The organism is Rhizobium phaseoli (genome assembly GCF_001664385.1).
In the GTDB taxonomy this organism is placed as follows: domain Bacteria; phylum Pseudomonadota; class Alphaproteobacteria; order Rhizobiales; family Rhizobiaceae; genus Rhizobium; species Rhizobium phaseoli.
On the sequence record NZ_CP013532.1, the window covers coordinates 845,810 to 868,191 of the forward strand.

Genomic DNA, 22,382 nt, shown 5'->3' on the forward strand with positions numbered 1-22,382 from the left:
GGCAGGAGGATTTTTGGAAGTTCAAGCCGTTACTGTAGGTCCAACTGAATCCGACTTGGAATCTCGTATCGATGCGGTACTCCTTGAAGCCTTCCCGTGGCTGCCGCCGGGCAGTCTGAAGCACCAGACCAAATTCGCTTTCAAGTTCGGTCACAAAACCGTCGAGATAGACGGGGCGAAAGTTTCCCAGGCGCAAGCGCGCGCGGACATTCTCATAACAAAGGATGAAATCCCCGTCGCGGTTTTGGAACTCAAACGTCCAGGGCTGGAATTGCTCCCTGAAGATAGGGACCAGGGACTGTCGTATGCGCGGATGCTTCATCCACGTCCGCCTCTGGTGATCGTGAGCAACGGAGCCGAGCAGGTCATTCTCGAAACACATTCCGGCATGGAATGGCAACCGGAAACGCAATCCGAACAGGCTGTACAGAAGCTCATGGCCGCGGCCGGAGCAATCGCGGCCGCTGACCTCGATCACGCCGTAGAGGTCCTGCTTGGCCCCGGCTCCGCAGTGTGGGTTGATGCGATCCGTGCCGCTACCGAAACTGTCCTGTCCGACATGACTGGAGACTGGGATGAGTTCGATAAGCCGTTTGTCGAAGGCTTTTTGATCCCTCGCAGAGCAGCGGACGCGGTGCTGCACGAGGTCCGCCGTCCCAAGCGCATCACGATACTCGAAGGTGCGGCCCTTTCAGGCAAGAGCAGCGTTCTGCGCGAGATCGCAACCTCTCAGAAGAATGCGGACGATATGGCCGTTTTGTTTGTGGAAGCAGACAGCCATGGCGATAACGGGATCGTGGAAACCATAACCGCCATTCTGGCTGATGAGCTGGGATGGAATGTATCAACCGATGACACGCGCGCCTGGCTAGTGAGGATGTCTCACCAGGGTGGACATGCGCTTGTTCTGGCGATCGACGGGATTGGAACGCCGCGTAACGCGGTTCGCAAGGATATCGAAGAACTCTCTGGAAACCGGTTCGGAGATCAGCTCCGCATGATCCTTGGCCTGGATGATACGGTTACACAGCGCCTGACCAAGAATGAGACAGGCCGCAAGGCCACGAATATCGGGCGACGTGCATCCAAGGTCACACTAGGTCTCCTCAACGAGCGTGAATTCGGGGCGGCTGTTGATCTTCTACTGGACCGGCGGATCGGGCTGATGAATGGCGCCAAGTCCGCCGCTGAATATAGAGTGCCTTGGGTGCTGCGGTCCCTCGTGTCTGAAATCGTCGATGATCCGAAATATGCCGATGAATCATTGATGGCGGGCCTTCCGCCGCTCATGGGGCCGGACTTGCTGCGCAAGGCGAGAACGCGATTTGAAGGGCATCATGATATTCGGCATAGCTATCAGGCTCTTGCCGAAGCCGTTTTGAAGGATGACGAGGAAGGCGGACGGCAGATCGCAACCGCCTTGCAATCCTTGGAGGCGTTCGTCGTTCGCCGCCGCACTTTGCTGAAATTCATGTCTCCGAGCGAACTTGATGAGCTGATTGACAAGGGTTTTGCGAAACACAGCATAAACGATGATAATGACTCGATCATTGTCGCCAGGATTCCCGAGTTGCTGGCCTCTGAGATCGCACTTCACCTTGCCGGCGAACTCAAGGAGCGCATGCATGATCCAGAAGCGGCGGCGGAATGGCTCATTACACGATGTGCCCGCATAGCGCTTGGTGATGTGATCGGCGCGCAGGCGCTCTTCGATTGTGCCGCACTGGGTGGGAGCATATCCCTGAATTTTATCGAGCATATGCTCAACACAAAGCCGCGCGCGGATAAACTCAAGCCGGGAATGAAGTTTGCCATGAGCCACCCGGATGCGGGTCGGATCAACCTCACCATCCAAGGAAATGGCAAAATCGTCGTCGAAGGCCGCGGCCAACGAGCGGTCGTCGACTTTGACGAGTTCGATGAAGGCGATATCTACGGCGATATGGAGAGCTGGATGATCCTCTCTCATCTCGCCGGACATCCGTTCATCCTTCAGGAACCTGGAGGTAGCATTCTTGGTCGCGCTGATCCCGCTTTGCTTATGGAGATCGGAACAGCACCAATGGCGCTACGACGTCCAGTTCAAGACATCGATATGAACATGGTCCCCATGCACCACATGGAAGATCACGGCGCGATCGTATGCCATGCTGCAGGCATTGTGGAGCCGATCACGTTTTCACTTCTGAAGTTTCTCGGCGCGGAACAAGAAGGCGCCGAAGAGTGGATTGACGATGTGATTAACCGGCAATCGCTGCCGTTGCTCGTGCGCATTGATATTGCTCTCCTGGCCATCGCGGACAGAGGCGCCACCGTGGCGGCGCGTTGGGCGGATGCTGTTAGGAAGAGCAGGGTTCTTCCTGCGATCGACAATTTTTCCCGTATGCATTACTAGGTTGCGCGGTAGAGTGAACGTCCGCTACCTTCCCACCGACGTTAGAAGCCGCCAGTCCGCAAGCGGCCCAAATAATGTCATTCCTTACGACTCAATCTATGCTGTTGAACAGGATCCCCAGCCGCTTTTTCGCAGAGCTCGAAGCATCCCTGGGATTTGGAGGACGTCACACGGTTTTGACGTGAAATCGCGCCAAGTAGCTGCAAAGACGTCGCTTTTTGTGGTGGAGAATGTTAGCGATTGAACGGAAGAAATAGGTCCAAAAATAGCTTGCCTGGGGACCTTGGATTCTCACATGATTTCAATGGCTTAGCTAAATCGCCTTTGAATTCCCTATATTTTCCCGCCGCGAGCGACCGTGGATACCACCTTTGTGCCCTGGCTTTGGGCATCAGTCAACAGGCGGGTCTAGCGGCAATGATTTCCGCCTTTGGGGCCGACATTGCCATCGTCTTATCGCCTGCGCGCGCCACCTTGCCATTGATGAGGCCTCACAAATCCAGCACGCAATTCTTCTATTTACTTTTAATCTCCTTGTAAAAGTAATAGGAGGTGATAAAAGAAAGATCTACAATGGAGAACGCCATGTTCCAGAAGATTGACATCGATTGGGATATTCATCGAATTATCGAAGGCGAGCGGAGGGGGTTTGATGAGCCGCCCTACATTGCCCTTCGCCGCTTGCTAAAACTTCCAGAAATACAGGAGCAACCGAGTACGATTTCGAGGCCTGATGAAGGTTTGGCGTGGCATGAAGATGGCGTGAGTGTCCCTCACGGCTCTCTTGCTCGGATGTCTTATCAGCGAGGGCGGCAGGTCTATGAGGGTAGATTTTCGAACGGCCGGCTAATCGTTAACGGGAAGAGTTTTGATTCTTTGTCTGCCGCTGCCAATGCCCTTGCGGAAACAAAGGAGGGTAAGAAGACACAGCTTAATGGTTGGAACTATTGGGAGGCGAAGTTCCCCGGGGAGCAAGTTTGGCGCTCGCTCAAGCAGATGAGAGATGAGGTTCGAGACCCCCAGCCTGTGGCACGGATCTAAATCGTTGAACGGTCCATCTGCCCACCGTGGCACTTGTGACGGGCATCTCCCGCTATTCGCAAAACAAAAGCCCCTTTCAAAGCGATATTGGCACTTGAAGTCGAATTGACATCCGTACTCATGCATGAATCTTTCTGATTTAAACTAAGAATCGCATTGCATGGAAGGGGAATGTCGTGCGACTGGCCAAGCTGAGCATTAGGAATTTCCGCAACTTCGAGTCGATCGACATCGCGCTTGCGGGCAATGTCGTAGTGCTCGGGGAGAACCGCGTCGGCAAGAGCAATCTGCTTTTCGCCATCCGTCTCGTACTGGACCCGACGCTCTCCGACGCGGCACGCCAGCTCAAGCTCTCAGACTTCTGGGATGGCTGCGATCTCACCCAGGAGCCGCAGATCGAGGTGCACCTTGACTTCGCAGAATTCGACAATGACGATGCCCATTCCGCCTTACTCACCGATTTCCGGATCGCCGCGGATCCGACGATCGCCCGATTGAGCTATATTTTTCGCAAGAAGCCCGAGATAGTCGGTCCCCCGCAGTCTGGCGCCGATTGCGAGTTCGTCGTCTATGGTGGCGGCAGCGAGGCGCGCGCGATTCCTAGCCGCCTGCGCCGCCGCATCGCGCTCGATATGCTCGATGCCCTGCGCGACGCCGAAGGCCAGCTCGGGTCGTGGCGCAGCTCTCCACTGCGGCCCCTACTTGAAGACGCAATTTCAGGTGTGGACCGCACGTCGCTCGAAGCCGTAGCCGCCGACCTCGATCGCGCCACCAAGACGCTTGAAGCTTTTCCGACGGTCAAAGCGCTTGAGGATGAGCTGCGCTCCCGCCTCGTCGGCCTCGCCGGCAAGGCGCAGGACATCGACGCACGCCTGCGTTTTGCGCCGGCCGATCCACTTCGGCTGTTCCGCTCGATCGCCATGTTCGTCGACAACGGCAAGCGCGGCATCGCCGAGGCAAGCCTTGGCTCCGCCAATGTGGCGTTGATCGCGCTGAAGCTTGCTGAGTTCGCTTGGCGCCGCGCCAAAAATGAGCGCAACTATTCATTGCTGTGCATCGAGGAGCCCGAAGCTCATCTCCATCCCCAGCTCCAACGAGGGGTGTTCGAGAAGCTATTCAACGCCGGTGATCCCAATCAGGCACTGATCGTCACCAGCCATTCGCCCACCCTTGCCGCGGTCGCGCCGCTCCGCTCGATCGTCCATTTGAAAGCGCACGGCGGAAAGACAGGCGCCTACTCGCTCGCCAACCTACCGGTAACGTCCGACGAGCTTGAAGATATTGAACGCTACCTGACGGCGACGCGCTCGGAACTGCTATTCTCGCGTGGCGTGATTTTTGTCGAGGGCGATGCTGAGGAAACGCTGATGCCAGCGTTTGCCGATGCTATTGGCTATAAGCTCGATCGGCTTGGCATCAGCGTGTCTAATGTCGCAGGCGTCAATTTCACGCCATATGTCAAGCTCGCCGGCAGCCTCGGCCTTCCCTTCTCGGTCATCACCGACTGGGATCCGCTCGACGGCACCAAGCCGCCGCTTGGTAAGGCACGCGCCCTCGACATCTGGGATGCCTATGCATCGGTATCGGGCAAAGAAGTCCTTTCGGCCGAGAAGCGCGCGGCCTGGGACGCGACCGACTTCGCAGCGTTCAGTAAAGCATTCGAGCAGTGCGGCGTCTTCCTGAACGACCAGACCTTCGAGGTCTCGGTGGCTAACACCCCCGGCTTGCTCGGCACCTTGCTCGATATCCTTTCAGAGCAGGGATTCGGCTCGGTCCGCACCAAGCGTATTGCGGCCTGGCGTGCCGGAGCGCCGGTCGATCCGGCGCAGCTTCTCGCGATGATCACAGACATAGGAAAAGGGCGTCTGAGCGCCAAGATCGCCCGCAAACTGCCCTTTGGCCAACACCCGCCAGGCTATATCGCTTCTGCCATCAAGTTCGTGGCCGACCGTGTCTAAACCTCTCACACTTGCGCTCGCCGAGCTTGCCGGAAATGCCGAACAGAGCGCCGCCGCAAACGAGCGCGGGCATTGTGTCGTCCTTGCCGGACCCGGTAGCGGCAAGACGAAGACGTTAACCACGGCAATGGCGCGCTGCCTCGTCGAGGATGTCGTGGATCCCCGCGGGGTCGCGTGCATCACCTACAACAACGAGTGCGCTATCGAGCTCGAGACGCGCTTGGCTGCTCTTGCCGTCGCGAGCGGCGACCGAACCTTCATAGGTACCGTTCACAGTTTCGCACTCACCCAAGTGATCATGCCCTATGCGCATTGCATTCCTGGATTGCTTCAAGACGATTTTCGCGTTGCCAGTCGCGTTGAATGTCGGGCAGCAGTCGAGACCGCCTATGCCGCCGTCTTTAACGATCAGTTCGACCCGCACGCTCGCTGGACCTTCGCGGAGGAGAAACGGCGTCGCGATGTCGATCGCTCACTGCCAGGCTGGCGCGGCCGCAATCCGGAGCTTGCCGATTTCATCGACGCCTATGAGACGGAGCTACGTCGCCACGGTCTGATCGACTTCGACGATATGCCGTTGATAGCATTTCGCATGATCAAGCAGCATGGCTGGATCCGGACAGCACTGCGTGCCCGGTTCCCAGTTCTGTTCGTCGATGAGTATCAAGACCTCGGCCATGCTCTACACGAACTGGTGCTGCTCTTGTGCTTCGCTGGAGGCATGCGTCTGTTCGCGGTCGGAGATGCCGATCAGTCGATTTACGGCTTCAACGGCGCCAATCCTGAGCTGCTCCAAAGCCTTGTCGCAAGGCCCGACGTCCGCGAGATCCAGCTACGTTTCAATTATCGCTCGGGGGCCAAGATCATTCGCGCTTCGCTCGGCGCGCTCGGTGAAGAGCGAGACTATCGCGGTCTTGACGGTGCGCCCGAAGGCGACCTGTTCTTCTGGAAGGTGAAAGGCGATCTTGATGCGCAAGCGGCGGCCATCAGCAATCAGATTCTTCCAACTCTTCTCAACCGCCACCCAGCCGAGGAGGTCGCAATCCTGTATCGGGCCGCCTGGCTTGGCGACAAGATTGCCGCCGCGCTCGATGCGAAGGATATTCCTTATATTCGCACCGACGGCAATGCGCTAATCAAGCGCAGTTCGCGGCTCGCGCGCTTCGTCGAAGGATGCGCGAGATGGGTCACTGGCGGCTGGCGCGAGGCTGATCCGCCTTATGCGCGCCTACTATCGCAGGCAAAGGCGCTGGTGTTTGGCGGACGCTGCGGCGAGGCTGAAGAACAAGCGCTATCCGGCCAGCTTATCGTGTTTCTGAAGTCCGGGATCGGCAGCGATGAGACCACCCATTTCTGGCTCCAGCGCCTCGGCCGGGAGCTAATCGCGCCGTGGCGTGCGATCGCGCGCAACCCGCAGGAGGAATGGGAGGTCTGTTCTGAGATGGTCACCGGTACCGACCCGGCACAGGGCAAGGATATCGCCCTCAACATCTTTGCCGGCCGGATCGAAGGGACCGGGCGGGTCAGCCTCAGCACGCTGCATAGCGCGAAGGGCCGCGAGTTCGACGCAGTCATTCTCTATGGCATGAATGCGGGGGCCATTCCTAGCCAACGCGATAAGAGATCGCCAGGTGCATTGCGCGAGGCGCGACGGCTATTTTATGTCGGCGTGACACGGCCCAGAAAGGAGCTGGCAATCGTCTATCAGGATGGCAACCATTCACCGTGGGTAGCAGAGCTTTTCAAGCGGAGCCAGCAAGACTGATAGCGGGTATGCTTCACCCGCACGGGAAATGAGAAAGCTTCGACCAGCATGAGGGGCGTCGCGCCATTGTCGTAAGCGCATTATCGTCTGGCGCTCACCGGTGACCAGCGAGCAGAACGCAATAGCGGCAGCGCATCTCTGACACATTGGTGGGCGACACGACGGTCGATCGACTGCCTAATCGCAAATGTTACGCGGACGTGATGTTAAGGAAATAATTTCCGCCGCCTTACACTGCGTAAAGCGGACATTTTGCGGCGCATCGATTGCACCCCTTGCTAACCTTTCCATCGACGCAGGTACGTGTGGAAGCACGCCGCTCAGTTATTGCTAGATCTTCATCGATCGCTCCGAGCATCTCTATATCTATCACGTGGGCGGCTATAGCCGCAGTCCTGACGGCCTCGATTGTCGAGGAAATTGTCGGGATATTTCCCGTGTGTTCTTCTCGCGTAACGGCAGCCAATATGTGAGCGGCGCCTTTCAAGCCCATGAGTGTAGCTCCAATGGCAGACGAAACATGATCTTGCCCTACGGCAACGTCTGTGGGGATTGGTCCCAAGGGCATAATTGGGACACCACTTGATGAAAGTGCGTCCGCGATTAACGCAATGGAACTGGGCCGCGCATGACCAGGGGACTCTATGATGACCCCAACCCCTTCACGCTTTATCTGTTGGGCTAGTTCGAGCTGTAGTCTGATTTCGGACATCTGTGCAGCATCGGCGCTGTCGAAGATATTGGCAGACCGGAACGAAGCTCCAAGGCTGATCGTGGTTTTATACTTCAGGCAGATAGCAATGATGTCAGGCAATATGCGCAGATAAACGTTTTCCCGGCGTCGCGAGACCGCAAGGTCTTTGATGACAATGCCTCCGCCTCTCGACGTAAATGGCACTAATCGAGATTGTGCCTCCGAGATGATTTCCTGTGTGGGGGTAGGATGAATGGTGATGATACCAACTCCACCTTCGGCCTGTTCCCTGACGCGATCCAGTAGTTCGTGTTCGTCAATACCTCCGTGACGAGGTTCGACCGTGTAGATCGGTAACGTCGCAGCGAAGTACCCAAAATCAAGAATTGCTTTCCAAATGGGCGTTTGGTTTTGGACGATGCTCAAATCGGAAACGACCTGGCAGGGCGCGGCCGCCTCACGCAAAGCATCGAGTTTGCGAAGCTGGTCGGAAACATTGCGGCGGTGGCTGGCGCCGATCAATGCGTTGACGCGAGTTGGCTTTCCAGGACCAACGTTCAAAGTGCCTCCATCTGGGCGAAAGATGGTGGTCACCAGCTTCTCCAGTGAGGCATTTTTGCTAACGCCAAGTCTATGATTTCGGCAGCTTGCATTGGAGTTCCACTATCGGTGGCGCTGAGATACGCGCTGTCATCTGGAAGCAGTTTCCTGATATGTGCCATCTTGGCCAAATCAGCAGATGAACCTGCGATGTTTTCGGCGACTAGCAGAACGTTGCAACCGAGATCCGCCGCAAGTTCGACCTCTGCTCGTGTTCCCATTCCGCCGTCGAAGGCTAAAACGGTGTTAGCAGATCGAAGCATCTCAGCCCGCCACTCCTTAAGGCGTGGCAAGAGTTGCGGATCGTTCGAAAGAGCGGGAACTCGGGCATAAGGGTTCGCAAAGTATCTAATCCGCTCACGGAAATCGATCCTATCCTTGGCTGCCTGGTCTACAAATGCCTGTATAAAGTTCCGGCTTGCGCCTGTGGACTGTCCATCAAACAAGACAACTGAAACATCGGTTCGCTTGGCTAACTCTCTGCCGACGTCTTCAGCCAGCTTGCTGTTTGCGGTGTGACCTCCGGTAACATACATCGTCGGGCCCCGCGACCTGAGTCCAATGCTATCCAAAACGGCCGCGTACTCGTCGAAGTTGTCTACGATGGCGCAGTCAATTCCAATTCGCCGTAAATCCATGATCCACTGTTGTTGCCTTTGAATAGCATCCGGAGCTTTGCTCGGATCAGCCCTCCTTTGAAGCATGTAGCGCTGTTTCGGCACCTTATGCGCGAGCCTTCGCGCCTCGACCAAAATATTAGCTATATTGGGGTCACCGTAGCCGTAGCCGGCAAACAGAAAGGTCTTTCGCTGAAGATCGTTTCTCAAACGCTCCGCCATGAGTGGATGTCTTACGAAATAGTCCTCAAAATCTTCGCGCGTTATTACAAGTTCATCCGCAGAGGAGCGATTTATGCATCCATGCGCTTTAATAATTTCGCGTCGTCCCGGCTCATGGTGGTGCGCTATGTCTGTGTCTCGGGAATGGACAACAGGAGCGCTAACCGGATATGCCGATTCCAAGAGGTCGTCATAGTTCGTTGTCCAGACCAAATCGATGGCGCTCCGAGCGAGCGCCTGATGGTAGTGATTTGGCCTTGCCTTTGATTGTTTAATGGCAGTTTGAATTCTTGCGAACAACGAAGCGCGAGATCCAGCAGACATGTTAACGATATATTGAGCGATCCCTGGAAGGTCGTCGTCCTCTTTGATCAGCAGTCCCATTGGCTCCGCCAAGGGTCGCAATAGATCCATCCAGTTCGGAAGCTTTGAGGGAGTGGAGATGCCCGCGCCGACGAACGCGGCGGCGTTTCCGGTAAATGCCGCCTTACTCACTTCTTCAACAAGCGTTTCCTTTGAAATCGTCGGATTCATCAAATGCCTTCCCGGTCAGTAATATTCCCGAATATATCCATACGCCTTTTCGAAGAGCTCCGGGTCCTGATGCAGCTTGTAGCGAAAAAGAGTCTGACGGAGCGCCTTCTTGACCTCGCGCTCGCCGGCATGAGTGGCCTGCCAGCCATCAAACCTGACTGCGCGGACTATCTCGTCGATGTCATCGACGACCCGCTTGACCATCACCGGCGTCTCGCCGTTCTGGGCTTCTTCAAAGAGCGCAGTCAATGCCGCCTTGCCGCGGTTGATGTCCTCTTCTTCTGGCGTCTCCCGCTCGATTTTCACAACATCCTTCGCCAGTGCTAGAAGTTCTTTTAAGAAATCAATGGAGAGCAGCAAGCCCTGTTGATGCCGGTTCTTCAAATCTTCCAGACGTTCGCCGAGCGCCTTGAACTTGGGATTTCCTGCATGCTTCCGTAAGCGGCCGGCCAACTTTACGGAAATTTCTTTGGCCTTCTTTTCCGGGTCAGGGTTTCCAAGGACGGTCTCAAGCAGTTCGGCGTCCAGAACCAGCGTATCGAGATCGTCTCGTACAGCATCAACATGGACGTTTTCGTGGATCAGCTCGATGGTCTTCGCACCAAGCCGGTGCCAGAGGAGGCGACCTGTGCCGCTCGACGGCTTCAACGATTCATAGACTTGTGCCAACCAGCGATAATCTGTTTCGTACTGTGTTAGCACCGGATCGGGTGATAGAGCCTCCCAGATCCGTGCCAGCACGGTGAAATCGGCCGCGAAGGCGTCGCGAAGCTCATTGTCCGGGATGCACTCCTGCGCGGCAATCAGACCCTCGTAACCCGTGAGGCTAAGGTCCACGCCTGCGAAGTAGGCGAGGCATTTCTGGAGCGCAGTCGGCAAAGCATTGATGAGCTCCGCGATGTTCGATACCGCCCTCTTCATTCCCTCTTCATCGAACTTAAGCGCCTGAGCGACGTCGTCGAAGATGCCGAGATAGTCGACAATCAGGCCGTGGGTCTTTTGTTCGCCATACGGGCGGTTCGTCCGGCAGATCGCCTGCAGCAGCGTATGGTCGCGCAGCGGCTTGTCCAAATACATGGTCTGCAGAATCGGCGCGTCGAAGCCTGTCAGCAATTTCGACGTTACGATGATGATCTTCAGCGGGTCCTTCGGATCGCGGAACCTGTCGAGCAGCTTTTCCTCGGCATCGCGGTCGCGCTTGTAGGCGGCATACTCGGGTTCGCCGCTGTTAACAGACATCACGATATCCGACACTTCCGGGGGCAGGTGTCGGTCGAGTTCCTGCTTATAGAGCAGGCAGCTCTCGCGGTCGAAGGTCACTACCTGCGCGCCGAAGCCGTTCGGGGCGACCTTCTCCTGGAAGTGTTTGGCGATGTCACTACATATGGCGCGGATTCGCTCGGGCGATTTTACCAGGATCGACATCTTGGCGGCAGCCTTACCCAGCCGATCCCTGTCCTCGTCGGTTAGGCCCTGCGTTAGCTCGGCATAGGCTTCCTCGATTGCCTTCTGGTCGATGTGCAGATCCACCAGCCGCGGTTCGAAATGCAGTTCCTTCGTCGTGCCGTCGCGGATCGAGTCATTCAGGCCATAACGGCTTAGGTAGCCGCCTTCATCCGTGTCGGCGCCGAAGGCATAGAAAGTGTTCTTATCGGCGCGGTTGATCGGCGTACCGGTCAGACCGAACAGGAATGCGTTCGGCAGTGCCTCGCGCATCTTGCGGCCCAGATCACCTTCCTGCGTGCGGTGCGCTTCGTCCACCAGAACAATGATGTTGTCGCGGTCGTTCAGCACGCCGTCGGCCTCGGCGAATTTGTGGATAGTGGTAATCACCACCTTCCGTGCGTCCTTGCCCAGCAGATCGGCCAATTCCTTGCGGCTTTCCGTGCGCACCATGTTGGGCATGTCGGCGGCATAGAAGGTGCCGGAAATCTGGCTGTCTAGGTCTATGCGGTCGACCACGATCAGCACCGTTGGGTTTCTCAGCACCGGGTGCAGCCGCAGCTTGCGCGCGGCGAACAGCATCAGCAGCGACTTGCCCGACCCCTGGAAATGCCAGATCAGCCCCTTGCGCGGCTGGCCCGCCACGACACGCGCAACGATCTTGTTGACTCCGTCCACCTGCTGATAGCGGGCGATGATCTTGATGCGGTGCTTGCCCTTCTGCGTGGCAAAGGCGGTGAAGCTATCGAGCATGTCCAGCACCATCGCCGGGCGCAGCATCGACGCAGCGGCCTTTTCCACCGCACCCATCGTCTGCGGACCGTCGCCATCGCGCCATGGGCCCCACATGTCGACCGGCATCCGGACCGAGCCATAGCGGAACTCCTTGCCCTCGGTCGCCACGGAAAAGACGTTGGGCACGAACAACTCCGGCACGTTCTTTTCGTAGTCGTCATGCACCTGAAGCGCGGCGTCGAGCCAGCTTTGGCTGGACCGCACCGGCGTCTTGGCCTCGATCAATACCAGCGGCAAGCCGTTGACCAACATCACCAGATCGGCGCGCTTTTCGGTCTTGCCGGCGCGGATGGTGAATTGTTGGGTGACAACGAAGCTGTTCTGTTCGATATCCTCGAAATCGATCAGGCGGATGGTGACGTGTTCACCATTCGCGCCAAATGGCATCGAGCGTTCGCCGAGCAGCCAGGCGGCAAATTCTTCGTTCGCCTTCACCAGCCCATCGGACCTCGCGCTCATGACGATGGCGCGCAGGCGGTAGAGCACATCGTCGGCCCGGCCGGGGTTGGCGGCGATGTCGGGGTTCAGGCGGACCAGGGCATCACGCAGATCGGATTCGACCAGCACTTCATGTGGCTGCCGCGGGAGGTCGGCGGGGGCGACGTAATGCCACCCGAGGCCTGCAATCCGATTGCCGGCCCTAGCAAGGCCAGGGCTGAAATCCCGTGGTCGGTGGCTCGACGGGCCCGCGAGGATATCGCGTAAATGGGCTTCGACTGTGTTGTTTTCATTAAAGCTAGCGATCCGGCGAGCGCGTTCGTCCGGATAAGAGGAGCTTTCTGCTCCGGGGTCGATCCCGATTAGCTGGATTGGATCGAGAAGCGCCTGCAATTCTGACTGAGTTCCTTCAGAGTTCAGCAAGCGGTCCGCGCCATCCGCTGGGATCGCAACTGTCAAGATAATGCTACCTTGCTTCACCGACACTGTAAGTATGTCCTTTGGACATGCATCGATGACCGCAGCGATCGCGACCAGCACGCGTTCCTTGTCCCTCTCGAAATCTTCCTTGGTCGTGTCCAGCTTTAGAGTGACGAGTTGCTTGGGCCCAAATTCGCTGGGAACACCCTTGTATCTGGCGACCCAAGGGAGTGCTTTGTAGTCCTTAAGCGTCTTTTGATCCCAGTTTTCGTCATGAGATCGAGTATGGCACAGGCTGCAAAGAACCAGCAGGTTCTCAAACGAATGATCCTTGGTGGCGGACCAAGGAACAATGTGAGCCTTCTCTAATGACACGTGTTCGCCGCAGACACAGCAACGATGTCCGCATTCGACCATAAGTTTTCGCTGGATGTCCATAGGAACAGACGGGCGCGTCGTCATTGCAATTGCCTTCCCCGACCGACTATCGAGCGATGTTGAAAGCCAAAGAAATAGGGCTCCGCGGGCGCGACGTGATACCAGCCGAGGCCTGCGACTCTGCCGTCCGTGCGGGCGAGGCCGATGGAGGGTTGCGCCGGACAGGCCGAGGCCGCGCCCGCGAGAAGGTCGCTCAGATGGGCTTCGACGGCGTTGGCTTCGGTGAATGTCACTCAGCACCTCCGGAAATCGCTTTGAACAGTTCGCGCTTCATGTCTCGCAACGTCGCAAATCGGGCATTGATCGCGGCGGCTTGCATATCGAGCGCACGAAGAAACTGCACAGCTTCTCGCTGCGCGCGCATCGGGGGAACCACTAGCGTATGAGCGCGGATGTCTTGCCCGTTGACTTTCCAGATTCCGTTCGACGATTTCGCGCGAGAAATCAGTCGACCATGGGCGGCGGGGTGGTTCCATTGCGCAACGACGAAATCAGTCAGCAGCCGCGATGGATCGAACCGCATCCGGATCAGCAAGTCCGGGTAAACCAGTTCGGGGTAGGTTTGCCGACTGATCCCGACCCGACCGCAGATATCGCGGTTTCCGTTTCCGCGAACGGCAAAAATGTCGTCAGATTGCACGATAAACGGACGCGCCTCGGCCGCCGTCATTTCTACGAACTTGATGCAGCCTTCCGGGTCAAAAATGCCATCCCGGATCGCACTGATGCTGACAGTCTTGAACCCTGTTTCGCTATCGCTGGGCGCGGGCGAGCGGCCATTAGTCGGACCATCTATCAGCAGATTTTCGACCAAGACCCGGTCCGAGGCTGATCTGTAGCTGCCCAACAGATCCCCAATGTACGAAATCCTCAGATCGCCAAGCTTCTGGAGAGAACACAACAGAGTTTCCTCAGCGCTTCGCTGAGCTGCGAAAAGCTCCACCAGTCTTGCCTGCTCCTGCAAGGGCGGCAAGTAAAACCGATAGTTAGCCAACGGTCTCCAGTTAAAGAACTTATTGACCGATCCAGACCAGTTTTGCTCAGCGTACTCAAAGAAATCTGCACCACTAAGCAGATAAGGCAACAGGTCCTGCATGAGTAGCGAGGCCGGTTTGACGCGCAGCACGAATAGCTTCTCTCCCGTTACCCCGTCAAAATCTGGCGAGGCAACTTTCTTAATGTTTCGAGAATGGAAAAGTACATCGCCCGCTCGGAATCTTCGTTTAAATGTTGGAGGAAAAAAGTCGTCGTCTGTCATCCCCCAACGAGAAATCGTTAGCTTTCCCTCATCAACGTGTTCGCCAGCGATGTACCGCGACGGTTCGTCGTTATCTCTGTCAAAGTATTCGTTGATGTTTTCAACAACATCTCCCAGAGCAACCTCGGTCCACTCTGACTTGGAAATCGGCTGCTCAAGCATCGGTATACTCCGCAGGCGTCAGGCCATCGAGCATGTCCACCAGCGCGTCCATGCCCGACCAGAAACCGCGCCCTTCCTCATCAAACGCCGCCCAGGTCGCCGCCAGCGTGGCGCCCCCGCCCGCCACCGCCGCCTTGGGCCGCTTCACATAGCGGGCAATCGACAGGTTGCCGTCGGCCGCCAGCACATCGGCTACGCTCGCCACCGTGGCAAAGCCCGGCTCATCGCCAAAGGCCTGATAGGCCGACAGGATTCGTGCCTGATGATCCGGCCGCAAGAAGCTTTGTGCCCGTTCGCGCACAATTTCGGCCACCGCGTCGATGAACAGGATTCGCCCCTTGCGGGCCTCGGGCTTCTGCGACCGGCAGATCACCACGCAAGCCTCCATCGGCGAGTTGTAGAACAGCCCCGGTCCCAGCCCCAGCACGCATTCGACCCGGTCGGATTCCACCAGCCTGCGCCGCATCTCGGCCTCTTCGTTGCGGAACAGCACGCCATGCGGAAACAGTATCGCGCAGCGCCCGGTCTCTTGGTCCATCGACGACAGGATGTGCTGGAAAAAGGCGTAATCCGCCCGCCCCTGGGGCGGGGTGCCAAGGAAGTTGCGGCCCCAGGCATCCTGCTCCCACGCGCCACGGTTCCATTTCTTGATGGAATAGGGCGGGTTGGCGAGGACCACGTCGAAGCTGCGCAGCCGGTCGTCTTGCACGAAGGCGGGCGCGGCGAGCGTGTTGCCGCTGGCGATGTGGAAATCGTCCACCCCATGGATGACCAGGTTCATCCGCGCGATGGCGGCTGTGATGGTGATCAACTCCTGCCCGTAAAGGCCGGTAGTGCGGATGTCACCACCGCGCCGCTTCACCTCGGCCAGGCACGAGATCAGCATGCCGCCGGTGCCGCAGGTCGGGTCATAGATGCTCTCGCCCGGCTGGGGCTCCAGCATCTGCGCCATCAGGTGGACGAGGGTACGGTTGGTGTAGAACTCCTGCGCGGTATGGCCGCTGTCATCGGCGAATTTCTTGATCAGGTATTCGTAGCCGTTGCCAAGCTCATCCTCGGGGACTGCCGCAAGGGTCAGGTCGTGCTTCGAGAAGTGCTCGACAAGGTTCTTCAGCGTGCTGTCGGGTATCTGGGCCTTGTCGGTCCAGTTGGCGTTGCCGAAGACGCCTTGCAGGCGCTCGGGGTTCGCGGCCTCGATCGCAAGGAAGGCCGACAGCAGCGCCCGGCCCACGTCGCGCGGCGTCGCACGCACATCGTTCCAATGCGCGCCTTTGGGGATCACAAAGCGGTCGTTTGCGGTGGCGGTGGCATAGCCCTCGTCCCCCGTTTCATCGAGCGCATCCTGATAGTCGCCGTCCCAGACATCGGACAGGCGTTTGAAGAACAGCAGCGGGAAGATGTACTGCTTGTAGTCGCTGGCATCGATGAGACCGCGCAGCAGGGTGGCTGCACCCCAGAGGTAGCTTTCGAGGTCGCGTTGGGTCAGTCCGCTCATTGCAGCCACCCTCCTTCAGTCAGAACCTTGCGCAGGTGGTCTTCGGCGGCGCGCGTATCGGCCAGCGCCGTTTTGAATGCCTCGATGGCCTCGGGGAGCGGCGGAATGTCCTGACCGATGGGCGGCAGGACATAGCGCGAGATGTTCAGCGTCCAACCTTCCTTCTTGATCTCGTCCAGCGTGGCGACCTTGGCGCGATCCTGGACATCCTCGAAGGCACGGTACCAAGCGACAATTTGATCGCTGTGATCCTGGTCGAGGAAGTTTTGCGCCCGGCCTTTGCGGAATAGGCTCGAGGCATCGATGATCATGACCTTGTTTTTTCGCTCGACTGGCTTCTTGCGGCGCAGGATCACTACGGATCCGGCAAGCTGCGTGCCGTAGAATAGATTCGGGGCGAGACCAATAACGGCCTCAACCATATCGTTCTCAAGGAGAGTCTGCCGGATTGAGCCCTCCGCTGATTTGCGAAATAGGGCCCCCTGGGGAAGGACGACCGCCATACGGCTGTTTCCTGTAGGCGCCATCGAAGCAAGCATATGCTGGACAAATGCATAGTCGCCGTAGTTCTCGGGCGGAATCCCGTACGTCGCACGACCCCACGGATCGGCCTCCCAAAGATCGCGGCCCCATTCCTTGAGTGAGAACGGAGGGTTTGCAATGACGCAGTCAAACGTGGCGAGGCCGCCCGTGCTGGAATCGGTAAAGGCCGGATTTCGCAGAGTGTCCTCTCGCGCCACCTGAAAATCCTCAATTCCGTGGAGGACGAGGTTCATCCGCGCGATCGCGGAGGTAGTGAGGTTCTTTTCTTGTCCGTAGACCTTCCCGTAAAATCTGCGGGCATCGCCGCCTTTTCGGATCACGTGCTCTATGGCGCCCAGCAGCATACCACCCGTTCCACAGGCGGGATCGTAAATGCTCTCACCTTCCTTAGGATCGAGGATCTCGACCATCATCCGCACAACGCTTCTCGGCGTATAGAACTCTCCGGCCTTGTTACGGCGCGTGACGTCAGCGAATTTTCCTACGAGGTATTCATAAGCATCGCCGAGAACGTCAGTGCTGACCGCCTGGTTGCCGAGCTGAATCTCTGAAAACCCTTCGATCAGGTCCTTTAGTAGCTCGTCACTGAACTTTTCTTTGTTGCCCCAGTCGGCGGAGCCAAAAACACGAAAAAGAGTATCTGGATTGACTCGCTCGATCTCTTGCATAGCCCTCTGCAGACCCGCGCCAACGTTTGACGCCAGGCTCCGTACATCATTCCAGTGACTGCCCTCCGGAAGCGCGAAACGGTGAGCTTCCGGGAACTGAACAGGATCAACGTCGCCGTAGATTTCTTTGGCTTCCGACGTTTCCTCGTCCCAGACGTCAGAAATTCGCTTAAAAAACAACAACGGAAGGATGTAGCCCTTCCAATCGGTTCGGTCGACAGCGGATCCGCGCAGCGTGTTTGCCGCTTCCCAAAGGGCAGTTTTCAGTTCCTGTACACTCACGTTCTCAATGCTCATTCGGTCATTATCAGCTCAGTCTGCCCTTCTAGTTTAATCGCAGCAGCATTGCCCAGAGCATTCGTTGCTAATGTCCAGCAGCCCAGAGCTCTGGTTGCCGAGGGGGAGGCCAGAATCTCGTGACACTTCATTTACCAGGTCTCGATTTCTGACTTGTGTAACTTTGTTTGTAAATACAAAAGGTTGTGGCGCGGCGCGGAACGCTGAGTCACAACAAGGTCACTAGGATGCTGGATATCAAGTTTATATGCCCAAACCCCAGTTGCGAGGGCTTTGAGATCCCAGCAGAGATTGATGATGTTCAGTACGATATGGCCGAGCAAGAGGACCACGACTCGGTGGTTACAATGCAAAGCCGAGTTATCTGTGGCTGTTGCGGCGCCCCGTATACGGTTGAAGTGATTGCGCAGGGCGGCGAAAAGAAAGTAATTGTCCTCGAAAACGAAGACATCCGTGTGAAATTCAACGACAACAGTGGCGACTACACGGATGAAATGATCGATTTACTCTATGCGCCACCCGATGAGTGACGTCGGCGTAAGCCTTTGAGCGGAAATGATTTCCGCAGCTTCAGCCCTTGAACACCTGCTCGCGATGATACCGGAGGAACTGCGAATGCGGGCGATCGTCCGCACGTGTCGGCACGAGCAGGCGACGCTCCGGATTTATGAGCCGGGTGATAGTGTCCGGTACGCTGCCACTTGCGATCAGCAGGCTGTAATCGTCATCCACCGAAATCAGGCCGCGATCAAACATCCAGTGCACGGTACCGGATAGCGCCAGGCCATTGCGGATGCTGTCCGGTCCTCGGTCTGCCACCGGACGAATATGAGCCGCTTGAACTTCCGAACGTCCACCGCCGTTGATTAACTTGAGGCCGGTAACTGCGCAGGTGTCGTGGTAGGCCGCCTTGATGGCAGCAGAGAAAGCGCGGTCCCGAAAGGGCCGTTGAAGCACCTGGGTGACGATACGGCGATCGATGCTGTCGGCCTCGTAGGGCATCTGCGGGTTTTCGCCAACCCCGACGCTCGCTTCTTCGGCCGGATCCGGCGTCGGCCGTTCTCGGTCTCGTTTCCCGAGGACATGCGCGAAGCCCGCGGCGAGGATAAGGCCATACTCGGCGTCGGGGATGTTCCGGACGGCGCGGCCGAACGCCCCCTTGTTCGTCGAGCCATCCTCCTTGCGCAGGCCGCTCTCATAATAATGATCCGCTTCTTTGAATGGGACGGCGTGATCGAAAGGCAGGAAATCCTCGACCAGCGCGTAGAAGTGGTCCGGTTTCGATGGATCTTCGATGATGTCGGCAATGCGCGCCGTTGCGAAATACGCCTGTCTGCCGCCGGTCTTCATCAAGTCGCCGCTAGCACGCCTCGGTTCATAATAGACGATCCAGTCGCCCCGAGCGGCCTCGACCTGACGTAAATAGGTCCGCGGAAAATGGTACCGCTGTTCTGGTAGATCGTCGTAGGTCGGGTCGACCTTGGTGGTGAGTATGGCCTTCGCCATTGGATGAACGTGCTCTCACTCTGCAAATCAGGCTGCGGTACCTTGTTACCAGGAGGTAGACTGACTTGAAAAGGACAGGATGCTTCCGCCGTTTCGGCCCCTATTTGAGGGAAATTTACGCACGTATTAATTGTAATTGTTACTTGCGTTTGCTGAAGTTAAAATTTTTTTATTGATGACACTTTGGGCAGAAATATAAAGTAATGTAAGTTATGTTTTGCCTGCTGGCTGCATATATACTTGGATACAATTTATTGCAAAACTTAAAATTGCTTTCTGTTTTCTGGATGATCTGAAATAATAGAGGGGTAGAAGCAGATATACTTTTACGATCATTCCTCTTACATGGAGACACCCATGGACAACACTACCGACGCATTCACTCTCACATCCACCGCCGCCACGTTCTACGAAACCTACCCTCTCGCCGAGGAGACCAAGAGCCAGCTCGAAGAGACGGCCAGGTTCCTCATCAGCGTTTCGCGCCGTTCGACCGAAGAGACCTTCAAACTCGGCGAGCATCTTGAACGCGCAGCCGGGCTGCTCCCGGAAGGAACCTTGGAAAAGTGGGCGGTCGAGCGCTGCGGTTATACCGCGCGCCACGTTCGAACCCAGCGCGCAGTGTTTCGCAATCTGGCTCGCTACAAGGACATCCTGGTGGAGCTGGCCGTCGGCCCAACGGTTCTTGGAAAGCTGAGTGCTGCGGAGCCCGAGCAGATCGAGCAGGCTATTGGCTTCGCCGCCCAGAACGGCAAGCTCAGGGTCCAGGACATCGCAGCGATTTTGGCCGGTTCGAAAAGCGAGGCAGAGGCACGGCCGCAGGTCGATCCCTACGATGTCGGCGGCCTTGACGGTCTCAAAGCGATCATTGCGATCAAGGTCCGGGATGGCATCAAATCCTTCGTCGGACACATCGAGGAGATCCGCGCCCATGTCTGTGAGGCGTTGCCGAAGAAGAACATCGTCAAGAAGGCCCTCGCTGAAAAGACACATCTGACAGCGCGCCTCGCTCATAAGGAGCTGGAAAGTCTGGCGCAGTTCGTTGAGCCCTTTCCGAACGCGGCGTACGTGATCTCGACTGCCGCCCTTCCAGGCAAGACTGGTTGGGCCGCAGTCAGCAAGCTGCTCTACAAGATGGGCAGCGAAACGACATGGCCGGACAAAGGCGAGCTTCGGGCCTGGTTGGAAGCGGAAGTCGTGCCGATCCTGGAATGGGCCACCTCCAAATCAAGTGCCCCGGCCTGGCCAGGTGTCGAAACCAGCGAAGCTCCGAGCGCGAGCGTTGCTGTCGCGGTTGATGCGGACGAGCCGGTTCCTGCGGATGCCAGCGGCAGCCCCGATTTGGTAGTTGCCGATACCCGCTTGATGAAAGAGAGCCTGACGTCAATCGCTGCGGCTTTTGGAGCGACAGCCACGATCGAGACGCCTAAGTCCAAGCGCACATCGGACGCCGACATTCCTTCCGTCGCTGAAGCACTTGCCAAGCCTGGAAAGCGCCTGACGCGTCCGGAGATTATCGACCGGATCAAGTCCGAGTCGAGGATCGGTACGAAATCCGCAACGCCACCGAACGCCGCCGCTTGATGCGCTCGGCGCAAGATCGGAACCCCTGCCTTCCCACCAAACGCGAAAGGGCCGTATGTCGGCCCTTTTCTTTTTGCCTCGGCACGGCGACGCGAACGCGTTTCCCGCCGAATTTGATCTCCCGACGGCGTCATCGGTCATGGGCTTTGTGAGCCCACTGTTAACTTTGTGCCGGCTTTGTTCTAAATTTGTGTTCCGGGTCCTTGAGCCCGGCTCCCGGTCCTGCCAGGTTAGGGCTGTTCGGAAGACCCGGACACACAACGGCCCAAGCCGATGCTGGTAACATCGACAAGGGCCTGACCCTCAGCCTTCACGAAAAGGAATCGGGCTATGACCACGTTTACATCGACACTCCCCACCGGGGAAGTTCTCCGTTCGACCGCCGCCGCCTCCATGTTCTCCCAACGCCCGTTCGGTCCAGGCGCCCGGGTTGGCCATGGTGCCAACAGCATCAGCGAACCGGCCGCGTTGCGCCGCCACCCGCACATCGTGCGCTTCGCCGAGGTCGAGGCCGATCTCGATCTGCTGATCGATCGCGCCATTACAGCGATTGCCGACGGCGAACCGATCGACGACGAGATCCTCGGGCACTACGTTCACATCGCTTCGCTGGTCCGCGCAGTATCCTTCCGGGAAGGCAAGCTGCTGGAACAGGCGACTGAGCGTCTGGCGAAGGCCAACCCAAACATTACGGTGCTGACCCAGTCCCTGAAATTGCCGCTGGTCAAGGCAGCGCTCGAAGCCGTCTCCGGCAACGATTGGTCTTGCCTCGACGGCATCAAACTCGACTGCGAGGCGCCGGCCAAGGGCAGCTACACGCCGGACCTGATCGTCGTGAACCGCGCCCGGCACACGGCCTACATTCTCGACGTGAAGCGTTCGCTTGCCTCGTACGGCGACACCAGCCGCCTCGAAGAATTGAAGATGAAGATGATGGCCTCGGCGATGGTGTTGCCGGACTGGCTCTACAAGCACCACAAGCGCCTGATGGTCGACACGGTCGAGGTCGCCATCGTCGATGGCGCCAGCCGCCCGAGCGACCACGCCAACGGCATCTGGGCTTTGTCCGAGATCGACGACTTGCTGGAAATCGACGGTGTCGCTGCCTGCATGGCCGAATTGCGGTCGCGCTTCGGTCGCCGTGTGCAGCAGCTTCTTGAAGCGGAAGCGCGCAAGGCGCTTGGTGTTCTCCACGCGCTCATGGCGGATCCGACGCCTGCTTCGGCTATCTCGGGCAAGCCGCTGATTGCGTTGAACGGTCCGGCGCTCAGTTATGCGGAAGAGCAGGCGATGGCCGGGCCGGACGAAGATGATGGTCATTGCGATCTCGGCTGCTTCGACGAGGATCAGGATGATGAACCGGAAGCGGTCCGCATCCGGGTCGGCTTCGCCCGCCGTCTGCGCCAGCACTGATCGACTGATAGCCCAACGGCGCTGAACGAGCCGCGCCGTGAGCGCGCGGCCTGCTTCCCCAGTCCTATCCATTCCGACAACGCCGGATGCCCAAGT

15 protein-coding genes are annotated in these 22,382 nt (G+C 57.7%); 7 read left to right on the forward strand and 8 right to left on the reverse strand.

What is annotated here, in order from left to right:
* Positions 1-13 precede the first annotated feature (13 nt).
* The 4 genes from AMC88_RS04100 to AMC88_RS04115 all read left to right on the forward strand — a co-directional run bounded on the left by AMC88_RS04100 (position 14) and on the right by AMC88_RS04115 (position 7,159).
* Positions 14-2,395, forward strand: coding sequence for a type I restriction enzyme HsdR N-terminal domain-containing protein (locus AMC88_RS04100; RefSeq protein ID WP_064829872.1), 2,382 nt, complete (start codon positions 14-16; stop codon positions 2,393-2,395).
* A gap of 585 nt (positions 2,396-2,980) precedes the next feature.
* The gene (locus tag AMC88_RS04105; RefSeq protein WP_064829873.1) at positions 2,981-3,436 is read left to right on the forward strand and encodes a hypothetical protein; all 456 of its coding nucleotides are present in this window, start codon (positions 2,981-2,983) and stop codon (positions 3,434-3,436) included.
* A 176-nt stretch (positions 3,437-3,612) separates the two neighbouring features.
* On the forward strand, positions 3,613-5,394 hold the full coding sequence (locus tag AMC88_RS04110; RefSeq protein WP_064829874.1) for an ATP-dependent nuclease: 1,782 nt from the start codon (positions 3,613-3,615) through the stop codon (positions 5,392-5,394).
* The gene (locus AMC88_RS04115; protein ID WP_237353165.1) at positions 5,333-7,159 is read left to right on the forward strand and encodes an ATP-dependent helicase; all 1,827 of its coding nucleotides are present in this window, start codon (positions 5,333-5,335) and stop codon (positions 7,157-7,159) included. The genes AMC88_RS04110 and AMC88_RS04115 overlap by 62 nt, the downstream gene beginning before the upstream one ends.
* A 229-nt stretch (positions 7,160-7,388) precedes the next feature.
* Here AMC88_RS04115 and AMC88_RS04120 read toward each other — a convergent pair whose 3' ends face one another.
* From AMC88_RS04120 to AMC88_RS04150, 7 genes are all read right to left on the reverse strand, one after another.
* Positions 7,389-8,447, reverse strand: coding sequence for a phosphomethylpyrimidine synthase ThiC (locus AMC88_RS04120; RefSeq protein ID WP_237353166.1), 1,059 nt, complete (start codon positions 8,445-8,447; stop codon positions 7,389-7,391).
* On the reverse strand, positions 8,444-9,826 hold the full coding sequence (locus tag AMC88_RS04125) for an SIR2 family protein (RefSeq protein ID WP_064829875.1): 1,383 nt from the start codon (positions 9,824-9,826) through the stop codon (positions 8,444-8,446). Before AMC88_RS04125 ends, AMC88_RS04120 begins: the two co-directional genes overlap by 4 nt.
* Positions 9,827-9,841: 15 nt before the next feature.
* Positions 9,842-13,297: an HsdR family type I site-specific deoxyribonuclease gene (locus tag AMC88_RS04130; RefSeq protein WP_190311519.1), complete on the reverse strand. Its 3,456-nt coding sequence runs from the start codon at positions 13,295-13,297 to the stop codon at positions 9,842-9,844.
* An 83-nt stretch (positions 13,298-13,380) separates the two neighbouring features.
* Positions 13,381-13,593: a hypothetical protein gene (locus AMC88_RS04135; RefSeq protein ID WP_064829876.1), complete on the reverse strand. Its 213-nt coding sequence runs from the start codon at positions 13,591-13,593 to the stop codon at positions 13,381-13,383.
* Positions 13,590-14,780: a restriction endonuclease subunit S gene (locus AMC88_RS04140; protein WP_064829877.1), complete on the reverse strand. Its 1,191-nt coding sequence runs from the start codon at positions 14,778-14,780 to the stop codon at positions 13,590-13,592. Before AMC88_RS04140 ends, AMC88_RS04135 begins: the two co-directional genes overlap by 4 nt.
* Positions 14,773-16,275 (reverse strand): type I restriction-modification system subunit M, encoded by a 1,503-nt coding sequence (locus AMC88_RS04145; protein ID WP_064829878.1) that lies wholly within the window; start codon positions 16,273-16,275, stop codon positions 14,773-14,775. The genes AMC88_RS04140 and AMC88_RS04145 overlap by 8 nt, the downstream gene beginning before the upstream one ends.
* A complete protein-coding gene (locus AMC88_RS04150; protein ID WP_064829879.1) occupies positions 16,272-17,783 on the reverse strand; it encodes a type I restriction-modification system subunit M in 1,512 nt (503 codons plus the stop codon). Before AMC88_RS04150 ends, AMC88_RS04145 begins: the two co-directional genes overlap by 4 nt.
* Before the next feature lie 227 nt (positions 17,784-18,010).
* On the opposite strand from AMC88_RS04150, the gene AMC88_RS04155 reads away from it, so the two are divergent.
* The gene (locus AMC88_RS04155; RefSeq protein ID WP_064829880.1) at positions 18,011-18,313 is read left to right on the forward strand and encodes a hypothetical protein; all 303 of its coding nucleotides are present in this window, start codon (positions 18,011-18,013) and stop codon (positions 18,311-18,313) included.
* 40 nt (positions 18,314-18,353) lie between these two features.
* On the opposite strand, the gene AMC88_RS04160 is transcribed toward AMC88_RS04155, so the two are convergent.
* Positions 18,354-19,289, reverse strand: coding sequence for an HNH endonuclease (locus tag AMC88_RS04160; RefSeq protein ID WP_064829881.1), 936 nt, complete (start codon positions 19,287-19,289; stop codon positions 18,354-18,356).
* Positions 19,290-19,646: 357 nt separating this feature from the next.
* On the opposite strand from AMC88_RS04160, the gene AMC88_RS04165 reads away from it, so the two are divergent.
* Together AMC88_RS04165 and AMC88_RS04170 are read left to right on the forward strand one after the other, a co-directional pair.
* On the forward strand, positions 19,647-20,873 hold the full coding sequence (locus AMC88_RS04165) for a hypothetical protein (RefSeq protein ID WP_064829882.1): 1,227 nt from the start codon (positions 19,647-19,649) through the stop codon (positions 20,871-20,873).
* Positions 20,874-21,203: 330 nt separating this feature from the next.
* The gene (locus AMC88_RS04170) at positions 21,204-22,286 is read left to right on the forward strand and encodes a hypothetical protein (RefSeq protein ID WP_064829883.1); all 1,083 of its coding nucleotides are present in this window, start codon (positions 21,204-21,206) and stop codon (positions 22,284-22,286) included.
* Positions 22,287-22,382: the final 96 nt, after the last annotated feature.

Bases quoted from the DNA above. Each gene is read 5' to 3' on its own strand.
- AMC88_RS04155 (WP_064829880.1), top strand. From the start codon at position 18,011: ATGCTGGATATCAAGTTTATATGCCCAAACCCCAGTTGCGAGGGCTTT.
- AMC88_RS04145 (WP_064829878.1), bottom strand. From the start codon at position 16,275: ATGAGCGGACTGACCCAACGCGACCTCGAAAGCTACCTCTGGGGTGCA.
- AMC88_RS04150 (WP_064829879.1), bottom strand. From the start codon at position 17,783: ATGAGCATTGAGAACGTGAGTGTACAGGAACTGAAAACTGCCCTTTGG.
- AMC88_RS04165 (WP_064829882.1), top strand. From the start codon at position 19,647: ATGGACAACACTACCGACGCATTCACTCTCACATCCACCGCCGCCACG.
- AMC88_RS04105 (WP_064829873.1), top strand. From the start codon at position 2,981: ATGTTCCAGAAGATTGACATCGATTGGGATATTCATCGAATTATCGAA.
- AMC88_RS04170 (WP_064829883.1), top strand. From the start codon at position 21,204: ATGACCACGTTTACATCGACACTCCCCACCGGGGAAGTTCTCCGTTCG.
- AMC88_RS04160 (WP_064829881.1), bottom strand. From the start codon at position 19,289: ATGGCGAAGGCCATACTCACCACCAAGGTCGACCCGACCTACGACGAT.
- AMC88_RS04125 (WP_064829875.1), bottom strand. From the start codon at position 9,826: ATGAATCCGACGATTTCAAAGGAAACGCTTGTTGAAGAAGTGAGTAAG.
- AMC88_RS04140 (WP_064829877.1), bottom strand. From the start codon at position 14,780: ATGCTTGAGCAGCCGATTTCCAAGTCAGAGTGGACCGAGGTTGCTCTG.